The sequence below is a fragment of the Pseudomonas sp. SMV71 genome, assembly GCF_052042015.1.
Lineage (GTDB): Bacteria > Pseudomonadota > Gammaproteobacteria > Pseudomonadales > Pseudomonadaceae > Aquipseudomonas.
Window position 1 is genome coordinate 1 of the sequence record NZ_JBKGGU010000027.1, and the last position, 18,787, is coordinate 18,787.

Sequence of the window (18,787 nt, forward strand, 5' to 3'; positions counted from 1 at the left end):
TTGAAGGGAAGAACCCCCTTTCCCGGGGGGGGGTCCCCTCCCCCCCCCCCCACGACAAGTTATAAGCCTTAAGTGAACAGCGTCAGGAACAGCGTCCGGGTTTATTCACTGCCCTAGGTCAATCAATGCAGGATCTGGCTCAGGAACAGCTTGGTGCGATCGTTCTGCGGGTTGTCGAAGAAGTCGTTCGGCGCAGCCTGCTCGACGATTTCGCCCTTGTCCATGAAGATCACGCGGTTGGCCACGGTGCGAGCGAAGCCCATTTCGTGGGTCACGCACAACATGGTCATGCCGTCTTCGGCCAAGCCGATCATGGTGTCGAGCACTTCCTTTACCATTTCCGGGTCCAGTGCCGAGGTCGGTTCATCGAACAGCATGATCTTCGGCTTCATGCACAAGGCACGGGCGATGGCTACACGCTGCTGCTGACCGCCGGAGAGCTGGCCCGGGTACTTGTGCGCCTGCTCTGGAATGCGTACGCGCTCCAGGTAGTGCATGGCAATTTCCTCGGCCTTGCGCTTGGGCATCTTGCGTACCCACATTGGCGCCAGGGTGCAGTTCTGCAGGATGGTCAGGTGCGGGAACAGGTTGAAGTGCTGGAATACCATGCCGACTTCACGACGGATCGCTTCGATCTGCTTGAGGTCGTTGGTCAGCTCCACGCCATCGACCACGATACGGCCCTGCTGGTGCTCTTCCAGACGGTTGAGGCAGCGAATGGTGGTGGATTTGCCGGAACCTGACGGACCGCACAACACAATGCGCTCGCCCTGCTTGACGTTCAGGTTGATGTCTTTCAACACGTGGAACTGGCCGTACCACTTGTTGACGCCCTGCATCTGAATAATGCCTTCAGGGCTCACAGGCTTTTTGATTGCTTCACTCATGAGTCAACTCCTAACGCTTGTGGCCTGTGTCGAGCTTGCGTTCCAGATGCATGGAATAGCGCGACATACCAAAACAGAAAATCCAGAACACCAGGGCGGCGAACACATAGCCTTCGGTGGCCATGCCCAGCCATTTCGGGTCGGCGGCAGCTTGTTTCACGCTGTTGAGCAGGTCGAACAGGCCGATGATGATCACCAGGCTGGTGTCCTTGAACAAGGCGATGAAGGTGTTGACGATCCCCGGGATCACCAGCTTCAGGGCTTGCGGCAGGATCACCAGGCCCATGCTGCGCCAGTAGCCCAGGCCCATCGCCGCGGCCGCTTCGTACTGGCCCTTGGGAATGGCTTGCAGGCCGCCGCGCACCACTTCGGCCACGTAGGCCGACTGGAACAGGATCACCCCGATCAGCGCCCGCAGCAGCTTGTCGAAGTTCATGCCTTCGGGCAGGAACAGCGGCAGCATCACCGACGACATGAACAGCACCGTGATCAACGGCACGCCGCGCCAGAACTCGATGAACGTCACGCAGACCACACGGATCGCCGGCAGGTTGGAACGCCGACCCAGCGCCAGGACGATGCCCAGCGGCAATGCACCGGCAATACCGACGGTGGCGATCACCAGGGTCAGCATCAGGCCGCCCCATTGGCTGGTCGTCACGGTGTCCAGGCCGAACACGCCACCGTGCAGCAGGCACCAGGCGATGATCGGGTACAGCACCAAAAAGCTCAGGCCGTAGATCGCCTTGCGCGGGAAGCGCGAGATGAACAACGGCGCCACGCCGATCACTGCCAGCCACACGGTCAGGTCCACGCGCCAGCGCAGCTCTGTCGGGTAGTAGCCGTACATGAACTGCCCGAAACGCTGCTGGATGAACACCCAGCAAGCGCCTTCCTTGGTGCAGTCGGCGCGGGTAGTACCGACCCAGTTCGCATCCAGGATCGCCCAATGCAGCAGCGGCGGGATAATCAGGTAGATCAGGTAGAACGCAAACAGGGTCAGCAGCGTGTTGATCCAGCTGGAGAACATGTTGGCGCGCATCCATGCCACCACGCCGATGCTACTGCTCGGTGGGGGCATGTCAGGTTTGAAAGTATGGGATGTCATGCGCGTTTCCTCACCGCTCGATCAGCGCAATGCGCTTGTTGTACCAGTTCATCAGCAGGGAAATGCTGATACTGATCGCCAGGTACACGCTCATGGTGATTGCAATCACCTCGATCGCCTGGCCGGTCTGGTTCAACACCGTGCCGGCGAACAGCGACACCATCTCCGGATAACCGATACCGGCCGCCAGGGAGGAGTTTTTCGCCAGGTTCAGGTATTGGCTTGTCAGCGGTGGGATGATTACACGCAGGGCCTGCGGGATAATCACCTTGCGCAATGTCGGACCGTTGCGCAGCCCCAGGGAGCGGGCGGCTTCGGTCTGGCCGTGGCTCACCGACTTGATCCCCGAACGCACGATCTCGGCGATGAACGCCGCGGTGTACACAGTCAGCGCCAGGGTCAAGGCCAGCAGTTCAGGAATCAGCACCCAGCCGCCAACGAAGTTGAAGCCCTTGAGCTGCGGCATTTCCCAGTGCACCGGGGCGCCGAACAACAGGACACACACTGCCGGGATGACCAGGAACAGCGCCAGGCCCACCCAGAACTTGTGGAACGGCTCGCCAGTTGCCTCGAAGCGTTTGGTGGCCCAACGGCTCATCAGCACGATGGCGACGATCGCCAGCACGACACTGATCACGAATGGCCAGAACGCGTCGGTCATCAGCGCCGCGGGCATGTTCAGGCCCCGGCTGCTGACGAAGAAGGTGTCGCCGATATTGTGGGCGGCACGCGGTCCCGGCATGCTCAAAAATACCGCGAAATACCAGAACAGGATTTGCAGCAGCGGCGGGATGTTACGAAATACCTCCACATAGACGGTCGCCAGCTTGGAGATGATCCAGTTCTGCGACAAGCGCGCGACGCCGATGATGAACCCGAGGATGGTTGCCAGGATCACGCCGATGAAGGTCACCAGCAACGTGTTGAGCAACCCGATGACAAAGACGCGGGCATAGCTGTCCGCCTCGGTGTAATCGATCAGGTGTTGGGCAATGCCGAACCCGGCACTGCGTTCCAGAAAGCCGAAACCGGAAGTGATGCCCCGGTGCTGAAGGTTGGTTTGTGTGTTATCGAACAGATACCAGCCAAACGCGATAACCGCCACGACCGTGACGATCTGAAATACCCACGCACGCACTCGTGGATCGCTGAGGCTTAGCCTCTGCTTAGGTGCGCCGATTGAATTTTGCATGAAGTGCCCCGCAAGAAATGGAACAGAACATCACCCGGTGGTTGGCCCACCGGGTGATAGAACCATCAGCGCACTGGTGGTGCGTATTGGATGCCGCCGGCGTTCCACAGCGCGTTCAGGCCGCGGTCGATTTCCAGCGGAGTGCTCTTGCCGAGGTTGCGTTCGAACATTTCACCGTAGTTGCCGACTTGCTTGACGATCTGGACGACCCAGTCTTTCGGCAGTTTCAGGTCGTTACCGTATTCACCGTCGGCGCCCAGCATACGAGCGACGTCAGGGTTCTTGGTGGACTTGGCTTCAGCTTCGACGTTCTTCGAGGTCACGCCGGCTTCTTCAGCGTTGAGCAAGGCGTAGCCGGTCCAACGGACGATGGCCAGCCACTCGTCATCGCCATTACGCACGACCGGGCCCAGTGGCTCCTTGGAAATGGTTTCCGGCAGGACCACGTAGTCCTTCGGCGAAGCCAGCTTGCTGCGCTGGGCGAACAGCTGGGACTTGTCGGAGGTCAGCACGTCGCAACGACCCGATTCCAGCGACTTGGCGCTTTCGTCGGAGGTGTCGAAGGTGATCGGGGTGTACTTCAGGCCGTTGGCGCGGAAGTAGTCGGAAACGTTCAGCTCGGTGGTGGTACCGGCCTGGATGCAGATGGTTGCACCGTCCAGTTCCTTGGCGCTCTTGACGCCCAGCTTGTTGTTCGCCAGGAAACCGATGCCATCGTAGTAGGTGATGAAGCCCGGGAATTTCAAGCCCATGCCCGCGTCACGGGAACTGGTCATGGTGGAGTTGCGCGAGAGCACATCGATTTCGCCCGATTGCAGCGCGGTGAAGCGCTCCTTGGCGTTCAATTGGCTGAACTTGACCTTGTTTGCATCGCCGAATACGGCAGCGGCCACGGCACGGCAGAAGTCGGCGTCGATACCGACGATCTTGCCGGTCGAATCAGGCACCGAGAAACCCGGCAGGCCATCACTCACACCGCAGCGCACTTCGCCTCTCTTTTTCACGGCGTCCAGGGTCGCACCCGCGTGTGCAAACCCGCTCACACCGAGCACAGCCGCTGCGGTCATGACAGCCAGGGTGGATTTCAGTAACTTCATTCAAACCTCCAGTTTTGCTCTTGTTGTGTCGGAGCTTGAGCCCTGTCGCACCCTTTTGAGGCATTGCCGACCCTTGTTGGCTTTTTTTAGGGTCAACCGACGTCTGGACCTTCGCTATGAGTCTATTAATGAGAACGCGCCTTGGCGGCTGCCCTCACTTCTCACCAATCGGCCGAACGGGCTGTAGCCCTTCACGTTCGCGAAGCCCGTAGCGGCTATTGGCGAACATCCATCACCGGATTTCTGATATCCCATGCGTCGCGTCGAACTGATAGTGTTACCGCGCAGCGTAAGAATCATCACTCGGTTACCCCATAGCAAAGCCCGTACCAGAGCGCTGCGCTTGGCCGATGTAAAACACGTCAAGACAAAAACTTTCAACTTTGCGACATCTAATTAACTGAGGCACCGGGCATGCACCGCAATCACGCACTGATTGGGCGCACCCGCACAGATTTGGAGCACGACCATGACCGACCCCTTGATTCTCGAGCCCAGCAGCGCTGTCGACGCGTGCGTTATCTGGCTCCACGGCCTGGGTGCCGATCGTTATGATTTCCTGCCCGTAGCCGAAATCCTGCAGCAAACCCTGCTCACTACACGCTTCGTTCTACCCCAGGCGCCGACGCAACCAGTAACGATAAACGGCGGTTACGCCATGCCCAGCTGGTACGACATTCGTGCCCTGAGCCCCGCCCGAGCCATCGATGAACAGCAACTGGAGGCCTCGGCACAGCGGGTCATGGATCTGATCGAAACCCAGCGAGCCAGCGGAATAGACGCTTCGCGGATTTTCCTGGCGGGCTTCTCCCAGGGCGGCGCGGTGGTGTATCACACGGCCTTCGTGAAATGGCAGGGCCCGTTGGGAGGCGTGATTGCACTGTCCACCTACGCGCCGACTTTCAGTGATGAACTGCAATTGTCGGCCAGCCAGCAACGCATCCCGGTGCTGGCACTGCATGGGCAGTACGACGAAGTGGTGCTCAACCCCATGGGCCGGACCGCGAAGGAGTATCTGAAGCAGCATGGTGTCACCGTGACATGGCAGGAATACCCAATGGGCCACGAAGTGTTACCCGAGGAGATTGGCGACATCGGCACCTGGTTGACGGAACGTTTGCATTGAAAGGCGATTCGCCGCGTACCCGCTGTCGATGAACACACTACGCCGCGCCCGTTTCTTGCATTACACTGGCCGGCGTACATTCCTTAACCAATCGATGAGATGACCGTGCTCAAAGCACTCAAGAAGATGTTCGGTAAAAGCGAGGCCGAGCAGCTCGCGCCCGGCGCCAACGCTCCCGTCCCAGGTCCGAGCCACACCGAAGCGCCCCATCAGTCGCGCCGCCCTGCACCCGTTGCAGAAGCCAGGAAAGAGGCCACTGCCGAGCCAGTCGCGGCGCCAGCGCCGAAAAAGCCACGCAACGATGCCCCACGGCCACGCCGCGAACGCGCCGCGAAACCGCCGGTGGTCGCCTGGAAGCCGGAGGACTTCGTCGTCGAGCCCCAGGAGGGCAAGACCCGCTTCCACGATTTCAAACTCGCGCCTGAACTGATGCATGCCATCCACGACCTGGGCTTCCCGTACTGCACGCCGATCCAGGCGCAGGTGCTGGGCTACACCCTGGCCGGCAAGGACGCCATCGGCCGCGCACAAACCGGCACCGGCAAGACCGCCGCGTTCCTGATTTCCATCATCACCCAGTTGCTGCAGACCCCGCCGCCCAAGGAACGCTACATGGGCGAGCCGCGGGCGCTGATCATCGCGCCGACTCGCGAACTGGTGGTGCAGATCGCCAAGGATGCCGCCGACCTGACCAAGTACACCGGCCTGAACGTCATGACCTTCGTCGGCGGCATGGACTTCGACAAGCAGCTCAAACACCTCGAAGCGCGCCACTGCGACATTCTGGTGGCCACGCCGGGCCGCCTGCTGGACTTCAACCAGCGCGGCGACGTCCATCTGGACATGGTCGAAGTGATGGTGCTGGACGAAGCCGACCGCATGCTCGACATGGGCTTCATCCCCCAGGTGCGCCAGATCATTCGCCAGACCCCACCGAAAAGCGAACGCCAGACCCTGCTGTTTTCCGCGACCTTCACCGACGATGTGATGAACCTCGCAAAGCAGTGGACCACCGACCCGGCCATCGTCGAGATCGAAGCCGAGAACGTCGCCAGCGAAAACGTCGAACAGCACATCTACGCGGTGGCCAGCGCCGACAAGTACAAGCTGCTCTACAACCTGGTCAACGACAACGGCTGGGAGCGGGTGATGGTGTTCGCCAACCGCAAGGACGAAGTGCGGCGCATCGAAGAACGCCTGGTGCGCGATGGCGTCAATGCCGCGCAACTGTCCGGCGACGTGCCGCAGCACAAGCGCATCAAGACCCTGGAAGGCTTTCGCGAGGGCAAGATCCGCGTACTGGTGGCTACCGATGTGGCCGGGCGCGGCATTCACATCGACGGTATCAGCCATGTGATCAACTTCACCCTGCCGGAAGTCCCGGACGACTATGTGCACCGCATCGGCCGTACCGGTCGCGCCGGCGCCGAGGGCGTATCCATCAGCTTCGCTGGCGAGGATGATTCCTATCAGCTGCCCTCCATCGAGGCGCTGCTGGGGCGCAAGATCAGTTGCGAAATGCCGCCCACCCATCTGCTGCGGCCGGTCGAGCGCAAACGCTCCTGACGTTCGTCGCAAATCAGCAAGCGCAGCCCTGATGGCTGCGCTTTTTTTTGCCTGGGATATTGCTCGAATAAACAAAAAGTCCATAATGGACAAATAAGTTTATCCGCATCACCCGGAGTCCACGATGTCCAGCACGCCCTCTGTCATGACCCATGCCCAAGCCCGAGGACTCCTCGCACAAGTCGACGTGCCACAGATCCTGCGCAAGCTGTTTCGCGACCTCGCCGCCGGGCAAGCGGTGCAACCACCCCAGCAATGGGTGGTGTTCCCCCACGGCGCCGGGGACTTCATCAATTACCTGGGGGTGCTGGCTGAAGAACAGGTATACGGAGTCAAGACCTCGCCGTATATCGTCGCCGAGCGAGGCCCGCTGGTCACCGCCTGGACCTTGCTGATGTCGATGCAGACCGGCCAGCCGCTGCTGCTGTGCGACGCCGCCGAGCTGACGACCGCCCGCACCGCCGCAACCACCGCCGTTGCCGTCGATGCCCTTGCCCCGTCCAAGGCCCAGCGCCTGGCCGTCATCGGCAGTGGCGCAGTGGCGCGGGCCCACGTGCAATACGTCAAGGGCTTGCGGGACTGGCAATGCATCAGCCTCTACTCTCCCGGGCTGAAGGATAAATCTGCCGGGGAACTGGCATCACTCAACGACCTCGACCCACGCCTGCAATTGGCCGAAAGCCTGGAAGCTGCGGTAAGCGACGCCGATGTGGTCATGCTCTGCACCTCGTCCGCCAAAGCGGTGCTCGATCCTCTGGTCCTTGGCAAACCGGCACTGATCACTTCCATCAGCACCAACGCACCGCGCGCCCACGAAGTGCCGCCGCAGAGCCTGAACGACATGGACGTGTTCTGCGATTATCGTCAGACCACGCCGGGTTCGGCCGGAGAAATGCTGATTGCCGGCGAGCAGCATGGCTGGGATGCGTCGCACATCGTCGGCGACTTGCCGGAGCTGCTCAGCGAACAGGTCGCGCGTCCTGGCTATGAACGCCATGTGTTCTTCCGCTCCATCGGCCTGGGGCTGGAGGACGTTGCGCTGGCGAATGCGCTTTACCACCTCCGCGACTGATACACCACATTCCCCTGTGGGAGCGAGCCTGCTCGCGATGAGGCCGGCACATTCAAAACAATGTCGCCGGTCAGGCCGTCATCGCGAGCAGGCTCGCTCCCACAAGGAACCAGCGACATTCCCAGGATCGCGCTCCACAGGAGAGCTACATGAACTCAGCAGATTTCATCATCATCGGCGGTGGCATCGCCGGTGCTTCCACCGGTTACTGGCTGGCGTCCCATGGCCGGGTCATTGTGCTTGAGCGCGAATCCCATCCGGGCTATCACTCCACCGGGCGTTCGGCGGCGCTGTACACAGCCGCCTACGGCACTGCGCAGGTACGGGCGCTGACCCAGGCCAGCCGGGATTTTTTCGACGCGCCGCCAGCGGGTTTCTGCGAGCATCCATTGCTGACCCCTCGGGGCGAAATGACCGTCGATTTCACCGGCGACCCGGTGGAGCTGAACAATCAATACCTCAGCGCCAAGGCCACCGTGCCGCAAATGCAACTGCTCAGCGCCGAAGAGGCGTGTGTGCGACTGCCGATCCTGCGACGGGAAAAGGTCCACGGCGCCATTTACGATCCCACGGCTGCGGACATCGACACCGATGCACTGCATCAGGGTTACCTGCGAGGTATTCGCCGCAGCGGCGGTGAGGTGCATACCGACAGCGAGGTGCTAGACCTGTGTCGCGACGACCAGGGGATGTGGCAGGTACGGACCGCGAACCGGACCTTCACGACGCCTGTGCTGATCAACGCGGCCGGGGCCTGGGCCGATGAGATCGGGCAGATGGCCGGCGCGCCGAAACTGGGCCTGCAACCCAAGCGTCGCGCGGCCTTCATCTTCGCCGGCCCCGAGGGCGTGGACATTCATGATTGGCCGATGCTGGTAAGTCTGGATGAATCGTTCTACATGAAGCCCGACGCCGGCATGTTCCTCGGCTCGCCGGCGAACGCCGACCCGGTGGAACCTCATGACGTGCAACCGGAAGAACTGGACATCGCCATGGGCATCTACCAGATCGAAGAAGCCACCACGCTCACCATCCGCCGTCCGACCCGCACGTGGGCCGGGTTGCGCAGCTTCGTGCACGACGGGGACTTGATCAGCGGTTTCGATCCGCAGGTTCCCGGCCTTTTCTGGGTCGCGGCGCAGGGCGGCTACGGCATCCAGACCTCTCCCGCCATGGGCCAGGCCAGTGCGGCACTGGTGCGTGGCGAACCGCTGCCCGAGGCGCTGGCCCGTTTTGGCCTGAACAGCGCAATGCTCTCCCCCGAACGTCTGGGTTGACGCACCGGGTAAAAGCTACGTAGGTGACGCATCGCCACGATTGCGGCACACTCCCCCGCGCCCCTGTTCCACGGGGCGCTGACGCTGCCTGGAGCCCTGTCATGAACGCCCCGCAACCCGATCCGGCGCTGGAAAACTTCCACACCATCGCCGACGCCATCGCCACGCTGTTCTACCCCCACGCTGAGGTGGTGCTGCATGATCTGCGCACGCAGAAAGTCGACTACATCGCCAATAACCTCTCCAAACGTGAGATCGGCGACGACTCGTCCCTGGACGACATGCTCAGCGAAGACGTGAGTGAACGGAACATCGGGCCCTATGAAAAACTCAACTGGGACGGGCAGAAGATCCGCAGCCTCAGCAGCGTCCTGCGTGATGCCGACGGTCGCCCACTGGCGGTGTTGTGCATCAACCTGAACATTTCGCTGTTCGAGAATGCCAAGGCCGCCCTCGACCTGTTCCTGTCGCCGGGCAAATTGATTCCCCAGCCGGAGTCATTGTTTCGCGATGACTGGCAGGAACGGATCAACACCTTCCTGCACGCCTGGATGCGCGAACGTCAGCTGAGCCTGAATCTGTTGACCCGCGATCACAAACGCGAGCTGGTGCTGGCGTTGCACGCTGAAGGCGCCTTCAAAGGCAAGAGCGCCTCCAACTATGTGGCCAATGTACTGAACATGGGGCGGGCGACGGTCTACAAGCATTTGAAGGAGTTGAAGGGCTAGGCGTTGTGTTGCCTGGCTTGACGCCATCGCGAGCAGGCTCGCTCCCACAAGGGATCTGCGTCGAACACAGGCCTTATGTTCGACGCGTTCCACTGTGGGAGCGAGCCTGCTCGCGATAGCGGTCAGTCAGTCGCCATAGATATCGGATTTGAAATACTTGGCCTGGATCCGCTGATACTCCCCACTGGCCCGAATCCCATCGATGGCCTTGTTCAAGTCCGCCACCAATTGGGTATTGCCCTTGCGCACCGCAATGCCCGCGCCTTCACCGACGTATTTCGGGTCCTTGAGTTCCGGACCGACAAAGGCATAGCCCTTGCCGCGAGGCATCGAGAGGAAGTCTTCCAGTGGAATGGTGTCGGCGAAGATCGCGTCCAGGCGACCGGACGCCAGGTCCATGTAGATCTCTTCATTGTTGCTGTAGCGCTTGATGATCACGCCCTTGGGCTCGAGGACTTCCGTGGCGTAGCGATCGGTCGTGGTGGCCCGTTGCACACCCACGGTCTTGCCCTTGAGGCTGGCGTACTGATCATCGACCACCGCGCCCTCCTTCATCACCAGGCGCGACGAAGTGAAGTAATACTTGTGGGTGAAGTCCACCGACTTCTTGCGCTCTTCGGTGATGGTCATGGAGGACAATGCCAGGTCGATCTTCTTCACCTTCAGCGCCGGAATCAGCCCATCGAACTCACCCTCGACCCATTTGCACTCGACCTTCATCTGCGCACACAAGGCGTTGCCGATGTCGTAGTCGAACCCCACGATATTCCCTTCCGAATTCTTGGACGCAAACGGCGGATAAGCCGCCTCGATACCGATCCGCAGCGTCTTGTCGGCGGCGAACAGATGGCTGGAGGCCAACAGGCTCAAGGCCAGGCCGGTGATGAGGGGAAATTTGTTCATGACGTTCTCTCGCGGGTTGTTGTTGGTTTGGCAGAGAAAAAAGCGTGCAAGGGTGTGTTGTACTTATAAATCCATACTGGACTTTAATGTACAAATCGTCAATTGGTCAGGCAGGGAATTGGATGGGAGGCTGATGACCTCATCGCGAGCAGGCTCGCTCCCACAGGGGCCCGTGTATTAACTCAGCTTTATTGTGGGAGCGAGCCTGCTCGCGATAGGGGACTGACATCCGCCGAAGAAACAGCAGAAGGGTTACTTTTTCCAGCGATCCGCGGCCACATGATCACTGTCCCGCCCTTCCACCCAGCGCGGGCCGTCGGCGGTGTTTTCCTTTTTCCAGAACGGGGCGCGGGTCTTGAGGTAGTCCATGACAAAGGCGCAAGCATCGAATGCGGCCTGGCGATGGGCGCTGGCAGCGGCCACGAAGACAATCGGTTCGCCCGGTTCCAGGGCGCCGATGCGGTGCAGCACTTGCAGCTTGAGCAGCGGCCAGCGCTGCCCGGCCTCGGTGGCGATCTTGGCCAAGGCCTTTTCAGTCATGCCCGGGTAATGCTCCAGGAACATCCCGGACACATCGAGGCCATCGTTGAAGTCACGCACATAGCCGACAAAACTCACCACCGCCCCCACACCGACGTTGGCCGCCTGCATCGCGTTGACTTCAGCGCCCGGATCGAACGGCTCGGCCTGCACACGAATGGCCATGGCTCAGCCTCCGGTCACGGTGGGGAAGAACGCGACTTCGTCGCCGTCGACCAGAGGCTCATCGAGCTGGCACAAGTCTTCGTTGCGGGCACACATCAGGTTCTGCTCCCTGAGCACCTCGGCCCCCTCGCGCCTGGCAAGCAGTGCACGCACGTCATCGACGGTGGCGAAGTCGCCTTCGACCACCACCGAATCCACCCCCAGCGCTTCACGGTACCGGGCAAAGAATTTCACGGTAATTTTCATGGCTTTCATGACGCATCCGCCTGGAAATGGCCGCTCTTGCCGCCCAGTTTCTCCAACACCCGCACACCTTCGATGGTCATGCCCCGGTCGACGGCCTTGCACATGTCATAGATCGTCAGCGCCGCGACACTGGCGGCGGTCAATGCTTCCATCTCCACCCCGGTCTGCCCCGACAGTTTGCAACGAGCAACGATACGCACCAGGTCGTCGCCCTGGGCATCGAGTTCGACCTTGACGCTGGTGAGCATCAGCGGATGACAGAGTGGAATCAGGTCGCTGGTTTTCTTCGCCGCCTGGATACCGGCAATGCGTGCCACGGCGAACACATCACCCTTGGGATGACCGCCGCTGACGATCATCTGCAGGGTGTCGGGCAACATGCGCACGAAGGCTTCGGCCGTGGCTTCACGGAACGTCACGGCCTTGTCGGTCACGTCGACCATGTTGGCGCGACCTTGGGAATCGAGATGAGTCAGCACAGGGTTACTCCTGATCGGGAGTGTCGATTGTAAACCCGTGGGTCAGATTCAGGCACGCCTGATTGTCGCACCTGGGGTGCGCTGTAATGCCCCAGACACCGCACATCCCCTTTTGGGAGCGGGCTTGCTCGCGAATGCTGTGGGTCAATTGCTCAATAGGCGTCTGACACAGCGCTTTCGCGAGCAAGCCCGCTCCCACAGGTTTTTGTACAGCCGTAAAAAACCGGGCGGCCTGGAGGCCGTCCGGTCTGGTTGGGTTACAGGTGGGATTCGGCGTATTCGGCCAGTATCGAGCGCGGTACGCCTTGCAGGGTGATGTGGACCCCGTTGGGGAAGTCCTTGAAGCGTTCGGTCAGGTAGGTCAGCCCGGAGCTGGTCGCGGACAGGTAAGGGGTGTCGATCTGCGCCAGGTTACCCAGGCACACGACTTTGGAACCGGCACCTGCACGGGTGATGATGGTTTTCATCTGGTGCGGCGTAAGGTTCTGGCACTCGTCGATCAGGATCAGGCTCTGCTGGAAGCTACGGCCACGGATGTAGTTGAGGGATTTGAACTGCAACGGCACTTTGCTGAGGATGTAGTCGACGCTGCCATGGGTGCTTTCGTCATCCATGTGCAAGGCTTCGAGGTTGTCGGTGATGGCCCCCAGCCAAGGCTCCATTTTTTCCGCCTCGGTGCCGGGCAGGAAACCGATCTCCTGGTCCAGGCCCTGCACGCTGCGAGTGGCGATGATGCGCCGGTAGCGCTTGCTGACCATGGTCTGCTCGATGGCCGCGGCCAGGGCCAGGATGGTCTTGCCCGAGCCTGCGGCGCCGGAGAGGTTGACCAGGTGGATATCCGGATCGAGCAGGGCGAACAGCGCCAGGCTCTGATAGATGTCACGAGGCTTGAGACCCCAGGCTTCCTGGTGCAGCAGGGGTTCCTGGTGCAGGTCGAGGATCAGCAACTTGTCGTCCTGGATTTCCTTGATCCAGCCGACGAATCCTTGTTCGTCGATGATGAATTCGTTGATGTGCACGGCCGGCAGGTTGTCGATCAGTTGTACCTGATGCCAGGTGCGGCCATGGTCCTGGCGGGTTTCGACCTTGCTCACGCGGTCCCAGAACGAGCCGGTCATGGTGTGGTAGCCGTTGGGTAACAGCGAGACGTCGTCGACCAGCTGGTCGGTGCTGTAGTCTTCTGCCGCGATCCCGCAGGCGCGGGCCTTGAGGCGCATGTTGATGTCTTTGGTCACCAGCACCACGGCTTGATCCTTGTTGCGCGCGTGCAGGTCGATCAACTGGTTGATGATGATGTTGTCGTTCAGGTGTTCAGGCAGTACCAGGTTGGGTTCGGTGCGCTTGCTCATCAGGATCGAGAGCAGGCCCTTGGGACCGCTCTTGCCCCGCTGGATCGGTACCCCCAGCTCGACGTCCTCGGGGGAGGCATCGCCCAGGGTCTTGTCGATCAGGCGGATCGCCTGGCGGCATTCGGCCGCAACGCTATGGTGGCCGCTCTTGAGTTTGTCCAGCTCCTCAAGGACGGTCATCGGGATGGCAACGTGGTGTTCTTCGAAGTTCAGGAGCGCGTTTGGATCGTGGATCAATACGTTGGTATCGAGTACATAGAGGATTGGCTGGTTGGAGGAAGGGCTACGTCCGTGGTCATCCATACTCGGTCACCTATGTGGGGGCCATTCGACGCAATACCGTGACAGTGCTGCGCCTCGAAGTAGCCACCGAATTCACCTGCGGGGATGAGGTGAACTGCACACAATCTGGGTCTTGGAAGACGCCACCTGTGTTGCAGGTTTCGGCGGTCTGACCTCTTGATACTCCAAAAACCATGACAGGAAAAAGCACTTTGACGCTTTTTTGAAGTTTATTTTGCAGAGTGACGAATAACCCTTGGCGTACCGCCGTCGCGCCGTTAAAGTCGGAAGTCCGGTCGTCATGAATGTGCGCCGCAATTTTCCCCTTCCCCAATGTTTCCGGGCCCTTCGGGCGTTCAGCGAAACGCTTCCTGACAGTCTTCCCAACCGATCCCGCTTTGCGCCGTCTGTGTCATGAGCCAGGGCAATGCCGTTTTCACGCCATCCTGCCTGGCGTTGAAATTGATCACGCCATGGCGCCACAACAGCATCAGGGTCAGCGCACGCTGGGCGCTTTGCTCAGGCTTGAGCCGGCCGGTGCTGTCCAGAGGATCGATGTCCCACAGCGCCACTTGCAGGCCCTGGCTGCGGAAAAACCCTTCGGCATCGCCTCGGCGCTGGCCCTGGGGTGGCCGGAACAGCGGCACAAAATTTTCCGGCAGCTTGCCCTTGACCAACTCGACACTGCGCCGCACCGAATCCTGCCAGTCTTGCCAATAACTGTGGGAACGGAATTCCCAGCCCTGGACGCCCACGCACTGGCCTGAATACAACCCCTGGAGACTGTTGACCGAGCGCTGTGCCAGGCGCGCCTGGATGTCCTTGCCCAGCACGAAAAAAGTGCCATTCATATTCGACTTGCGCAGGTAATCGGCCAGCCACTGGGTATGGTCCGGTACGACGTTGGCGCCACTGTCGAAGGTCAGCAGGAACAGCCGGTCGTTCATTTCTTCGCCGTTGCGCTCGTAATCACCGAACCGGGCGATTTCGCTGCTCGATTGCGGAAACAGCGCGGCTTTGCGCAACAGTTCATCCCGGTATTGCGTGTGGAAGATCTGGCTCGGCCCGGCCCACTTGATGTAGTAGGAGTCGTCATCGAGATGGAATCGACGGGCTTCTTCACGCAGGGTGGCCATGTCCTCGACCAGGTAACAGAAAGACGCATCCTGGTCACAACTGCGCTGAGCGAAATTGTAGCTAGTCAGCAGCCGACGCCAAAGCCGTTCGCGAAGCGCGTCAATCGCGCCCATGTTGACCGTGCGCAGCCCCAAGTACTGTTTCAGCGCGGTCTCGTCCATGGCGTCGACGTCGAGCAGCACACGGGCGAACATTAGGATCTCGGCCCGCGAGGCCACGTCGAACAGGGTCGGGCTGGTGAGTTGTTCCGGCCAGGTGCTGCGATCCAGGGTGGCGACGTCGTTGGGCGCGGCAATGGCGCCCAGGCTCCACAGCCATGCCGATAACAGAAGAACGATACGCAAAAGGGATGTCTCCATAACGAAACCCGCGGCGGCATCATAGCCGATCCTGGAGCGAGAACTCGCCTGCGCCCCCCTTATCTGGCCCACCTGCTTTCGTGGCGAGGGAGCTTGCTCCCGCTGGGCTGCGAAGCAGTCCCAGGAGTGCCGTCGCGAAACAACCCCAAATGCCAGCGACCGCTTCGCGCTCGAGCGGGAACAAGCTCCCTCGCCACAAGAGCCTACGCATCCAGGTTACAGCTCGAATCGCACCACCCATCCCCTATCACCCCAATAGCTGGAGTCCACCCGGACAACCCCCTAGAATCGCCGCACCTTTAAAGGAGACGAACGCATGCTGATGGTGATTTCCCCCGCCAAGACCCTCGACTACGAAACACCGCCGGCCACCGAGCGTTTCACCCAACCGCAGTATCTGGACCACTCCCAGGAGCTGATCGAGCAGTTGCGCGAGTTGTCGCCGACGCAGATCAGCGAACTGATGCACGTGTCCGACAAGATCGGCGGCCTGAACGCTGCGCGCTTCGGCAGCTGGACCCCAGCGTTCACCCCGGCCAATGCCAGGCAGGCGCTGCTGGCCTTCAAGGGCGATGTCTATACCGGGTTGGATGCGCAAAGCCTGGGTGAAGCCGATTTCGACTACGCCCAGAAACACTTGCGCATGCTCTCGGGACTCTATGGCCTGCTGCGCCCCTTGGACCTGATGCAGCCCTACCGCCTGGAGATGGGAACGAAGCTGGCCAATGCCCGCGGCAAGGATCTCTATGCCTTCTGGGGCACGCGTATCAGCGAATGGCTCAACGAAGCCCTGGCTGATCAAGGCGACGATATCCTCTTGAACCTGGCTTCCAACGAATATTTTTCAGCGGTCAAGCGCAGTGCACTGAATGCGCGAGTCATTGATACCGAGTTCAGGGACCTGAAGAACGGCCAATACAAAATCATCAGTTTCTACGCCAAGAAAGCCCGAGGACTGATGAGTCGCTTTGTCATTGAGGAGCGGATCAACAATCCCCAGTCACTCAAGCAGTTCGACGCTCAGGGCTATCGGTTCGCCCCGGAGCAGTCGAGCCCGGACAAACTGGTTTTCCTGCGCGACCATGCACCTGAATAAGGCATAAACATATATGCCCCCTGATCGGGGGCTTCGATCACATCCGCACTTGTCATCTTACTTGCCCGCCTAGTTCGTCAGTTCCATGACGCCAATAAATCGTCCCACTCCATCGCTAACTTTTCTTTCACTCGACACTCGTCAGTTTTTTGCGTAGTGGCACCAAATTTTTTTACCAGTAGTGGCACAAAAATATCTACCCCGCCTAACTCCCCATCAATAAAGGGCAAAAGCGCAGGTGCCATCATATTGCGAGCAGTGCCATCTTCGAGAATATTTCGAAAAATTTCGAAAATCACGATGAGCGGATAGGAACTATGTCAATTTGCACGGCTCATACCACCCGTAACGATTCTCGCCGCGTCTGTAAGAGAAAACTTACATAGGGTATCGACCAGAGTAACCAAGTTGTCACGACAACTAAGTGAAACGGTCGTACAAATGGACCCAAGATGAAAGGACAGGAGATAACGCACCATTAGTATCCCCTACAAGGCCAAGGCTGCGCCCCTATAACGTGCTCACCCGAGCACACAAGCTTCTGATTTTGTGGGCTTTTTGCCAGAGATCGGAGGTAATGGATTTTTGCACGAACGCCCCCGATAACGGGGGTCTGGCTGCATAACAGGGCAGGTCATAACAACTAGGCCGCTTTGCGCACAACTTGAGTGCAATTATTTAGACACTCGGAACTTGTATGCCTGCACACGGCACTGTGGCGCCTGCATTCCACACTTCCGAGTGCGCGATGACCGCTGAACACTATTAACTCCGGCCATTTAATGGCGTGAAAAACAGAGGTAAATGCGATGCGCATTAGCATATTTGGTTTGGGTTACGTCGGTGCAGTATGTGCCGGTTGCCTGTCTGCACGGGGCCATGATGTAGTTGGCGTAGATGTCGCCAAAGACAAAATCGACATGATCAACGCCGGTAAATCGCCGATCGTTGAACCGGGTCTTGGCGAACTGCTGGCACAAGGTATTCAAACAGGTCGACTGCGCGGCACTACCAACTTCGCCGAAGCCATTCGTGATACCGACCTGTCGATGATTTGCGTTGGCACGCCGAGTAAAAAGAACGGTGACCTGGAACTCAACTACATCGAAGCGGTGTGCCGCGAGATCGGTTTTGTCCTGCGTGAAAAGACCACCCGCCACACCATCGTGGTTCGCAGCACCGTGTTACCGGGCACCGTCGCAAACGTTGTCATTCCGATCCTCGAAGACTGCTCCGGCAAGAAAGCCGGCGTTGATTTCGGCGTCGCGGTCAACCCCGAGTTCCTGCGCGAAAGCACCGCGATCAAGGACTACGATCAGCCACCAATGACCGTCATCGGCGAATTCGACAAAGCCTCCGGCGACGTCCTGCAATCGCTCTACGAAGAACTCGACGCGCCGATCATCCGCAAAGACATCGCCGTCGCGGAAATGATCAAGTACACCTGCAACGTCTGGCACGCCACCAAGGTGACCTTCGCCAACGAGATCGGCAACATCGCCAAGGCCGTCGGCGTCGATGGTCGTGAAGTGATGGACGTGGTCTGCCAGGACAAGGCCCTGAACCTGTCCCAGTACTACATGCGCCCTGGCTTCGCGTTCGGCGGCTCCTGCCTGCCCAAAGACGTTCGCGCCCTGACCTACCGCGCCAGTTCCCTGGACGTGGAGGCGCCACTGCTCAATTCGCTGATGCGCAGTAACGAGTCCCAGGTGCAGAACGCCTTCGACATCGTGTCCAGCCACGAGAAACGCAAAGTCGCCCTGCTGGGCCTGAGCTTCAAAGCCGGCACCGATGACCTGCGCGAGAGCCCGCTGGTTGAGCTGGCGGAAATGCTGATCGGCAAGGGCTATGACCTGCGCATCTACGACAGCAACGTCGAATACGCCCGCGTCCACGGTGCGAACAAGGACTACATCGAGTCGAAGATCCCTCACGTCTCGTCCTTGCTCAACTCCGACTTCGACTCCGTGATCGACAGCTCCGACATCATCATCCTGGGCAACCGCGACGAGAAGTTCCGCGCGCTGACCGAGAACGTACCGGAAGGCAAGCAGGTCATCGACCTGGTCGGCTTCATGTCCAAGACCACTCATGAGAGTGGCCGGGCCGAAGGCATCTGCTGGTAAGTCTGTTTGCCGGCCGGGGCTCGCCCCGGCCGGCCTTTCGCCTGCCTTAACC

18 protein-coding genes are annotated in these 18,787 nt (G+C 59.9%); 7 read left to right on the forward strand and 11 right to left on the reverse strand.

All coding sequences use genetic code 11. From position 1 onward, the window contains the following. Nucleotides 1-122: 122 nt before the first annotated feature. The 4 genes from ACLEJQ_RS22905 to ACLEJQ_RS22920 form a co-directional block, all read right to left on the reverse strand. On the reverse strand, nucleotides 123-887 hold the full coding sequence (locus tag ACLEJQ_RS22905; RefSeq protein WP_042730176.1) for an amino acid ABC transporter ATP-binding protein: 765 nt from the start codon (nucleotides 885-887) through the stop codon (nucleotides 123-125). A 10-nt stretch (nucleotides 888-897) separates the two neighbouring features. Then, on the reverse strand, nucleotides 898-1,995 hold the full coding sequence (locus ACLEJQ_RS22910) for an amino acid ABC transporter permease (protein ID WP_440798733.1): 1,098 nt from the start codon (nucleotides 1,993-1,995) through the stop codon (nucleotides 898-900). 10 nt (nucleotides 1,996-2,005) lie between these two features. Then, nucleotides 2,006-3,187 carry an amino acid ABC transporter permease gene (locus ACLEJQ_RS22915; RefSeq protein ID WP_440798735.1) on the reverse strand — a complete coding sequence of 394 codons (1,182 nt, stop codon included), beginning with the start codon at nucleotides 3,185-3,187 and terminating at the stop codon, nucleotides 2,006-2,008. Between the two features lie 65 nt (nucleotides 3,188-3,252). Continuing rightward, nucleotides 3,253-4,284, reverse strand: a complete 1,032-nt coding sequence (locus ACLEJQ_RS22920) for an amino acid ABC transporter substrate-binding protein (protein WP_440798737.1) — start codon at nucleotides 4,282-4,284, stop codon at nucleotides 3,253-3,255. 469 nt (nucleotides 4,285-4,753) lie between these two features. Between ACLEJQ_RS22920 and ACLEJQ_RS22925 the strand changes: the two genes are divergently transcribed. The 5 genes from ACLEJQ_RS22925 to ACLEJQ_RS22945 all read left to right on the forward strand — a co-directional run bounded on the left by ACLEJQ_RS22925 (nucleotide 4,754) and on the right by ACLEJQ_RS22945 (nucleotide 10,053). Beyond that, nucleotides 4,754-5,410, forward strand: coding sequence for an alpha/beta hydrolase (locus ACLEJQ_RS22925; protein ID WP_440798739.1), 657 nt, complete (start codon nucleotides 4,754-4,756; stop codon nucleotides 5,408-5,410). Nucleotides 5,411-5,509: 99 nt separating this feature from the next. After that, nucleotides 5,510-6,976, forward strand: coding sequence for an ATP-dependent RNA helicase RhlB (gene rhlB / locus ACLEJQ_RS22930; RefSeq protein WP_440798741.1), 1,467 nt, complete (start codon nucleotides 5,510-5,512; stop codon nucleotides 6,974-6,976). Nucleotides 6,977-7,100: 124 nt separating this feature from the next. Further along, nucleotides 7,101-8,048 (forward strand): ornithine cyclodeaminase family protein, encoded by a 948-nt coding sequence (locus ACLEJQ_RS22935; protein WP_440798743.1) that lies wholly within the window; start codon nucleotides 7,101-7,103, stop codon nucleotides 8,046-8,048. 149 nt (nucleotides 8,049-8,197) lie between these two features. Further along, nucleotides 8,198-9,325 carry an NAD(P)/FAD-dependent oxidoreductase gene (locus tag ACLEJQ_RS22940; RefSeq protein WP_440798745.1) on the forward strand — a complete coding sequence of 376 codons (1,128 nt, stop codon included), beginning with the start codon at nucleotides 8,198-8,200 and terminating at the stop codon, nucleotides 9,323-9,325. Between the two features lie 101 nt (nucleotides 9,326-9,426). Beyond that, the gene (locus tag ACLEJQ_RS22945) at nucleotides 9,427-10,053 is read left to right on the forward strand and encodes a helix-turn-helix transcriptional regulator (RefSeq protein WP_440798747.1); all 627 of its coding nucleotides are present in this window, start codon (nucleotides 9,427-9,429) and stop codon (nucleotides 10,051-10,053) included. A 126-nt stretch (nucleotides 10,054-10,179) separates the two neighbouring features. Here ACLEJQ_RS22945 and ACLEJQ_RS22950 read toward each other — a convergent pair whose 3' ends face one another. From ACLEJQ_RS22950 to ACLEJQ_RS22975, 6 genes are all read right to left on the reverse strand, one after another. Next, nucleotides 10,180-10,956 carry an ABC transporter substrate-binding protein gene (locus ACLEJQ_RS22950; RefSeq protein WP_440798749.1) on the reverse strand — a complete coding sequence of 259 codons (777 nt, stop codon included), beginning with the start codon at nucleotides 10,954-10,956 and terminating at the stop codon, nucleotides 10,180-10,182. A gap of 252 nt (nucleotides 10,957-11,208) precedes the next feature. After that, on the reverse strand, nucleotides 11,209-11,661 hold the full coding sequence (moaE, locus tag ACLEJQ_RS22955; RefSeq protein WP_440798751.1) for a molybdopterin synthase catalytic subunit MoaE: 453 nt from the start codon (nucleotides 11,659-11,661) through the stop codon (nucleotides 11,209-11,211). Nucleotides 11,662-11,664: 3 nt separating this feature from the next. Next, nucleotides 11,665-11,907, reverse strand: coding sequence for a MoaD/ThiS family protein (locus ACLEJQ_RS22960; protein ID WP_440798836.1), 243 nt, complete (start codon nucleotides 11,905-11,907; stop codon nucleotides 11,665-11,667). Nucleotides 11,908-11,912: 5 nt separating this feature from the next. Beyond that, nucleotides 11,913-12,386: a cyclic pyranopterin monophosphate synthase MoaC gene (gene moaC / locus ACLEJQ_RS22965; RefSeq protein WP_440798753.1), complete on the reverse strand. Its 474-nt coding sequence runs from the start codon at nucleotides 12,384-12,386 to the stop codon at nucleotides 11,913-11,915. Nucleotides 12,387-12,643: 257 nt separating this feature from the next. Further along, nucleotides 12,644-14,038, reverse strand: coding sequence for a PhoH family protein (locus tag ACLEJQ_RS22970; RefSeq protein WP_042730167.1), 1,395 nt, complete (start codon nucleotides 14,036-14,038; stop codon nucleotides 12,644-12,646). A 335-nt stretch (nucleotides 14,039-14,373) separates the two neighbouring features. Next, nucleotides 14,374-15,498 (reverse strand): polysaccharide deacetylase family protein, encoded by a 1,125-nt coding sequence (locus tag ACLEJQ_RS22975; RefSeq protein ID WP_440798755.1) that lies wholly within the window; start codon nucleotides 15,496-15,498, stop codon nucleotides 14,374-14,376. Nucleotides 15,499-15,829: 331 nt separating this feature from the next. On the opposite strand from ACLEJQ_RS22975, the gene yaaA reads away from it, so the two are divergent. Next, nucleotides 15,830-16,609, forward strand: a complete 780-nt coding sequence (gene yaaA / locus ACLEJQ_RS22980; RefSeq protein WP_440798757.1) for a peroxide stress protein YaaA — start codon at nucleotides 15,830-15,832, stop codon at nucleotides 16,607-16,609. A 77-nt stretch (nucleotides 16,610-16,686) separates the two neighbouring features. Here yaaA and ACLEJQ_RS22985 read toward each other — a convergent pair whose 3' ends face one another. Beyond that, nucleotides 16,687-16,908: a hypothetical protein gene (locus ACLEJQ_RS22985; RefSeq protein WP_440798759.1), complete on the reverse strand. Its 222-nt coding sequence runs from the start codon at nucleotides 16,906-16,908 to the stop codon at nucleotides 16,687-16,689. Between the two features lie 510 nt (nucleotides 16,909-17,418). On the opposite strand from ACLEJQ_RS22985, the gene ACLEJQ_RS22990 reads away from it, so the two are divergent. Beyond that, entirely contained in the window at nucleotides 17,419-18,735 is a 1,317-nt protein-coding gene (locus ACLEJQ_RS22990) for a nucleotide sugar dehydrogenase (protein WP_440798761.1), read from the forward strand. The last annotated feature ends 52 nt before the right edge of the window (nucleotides 18,736-18,787 follow it).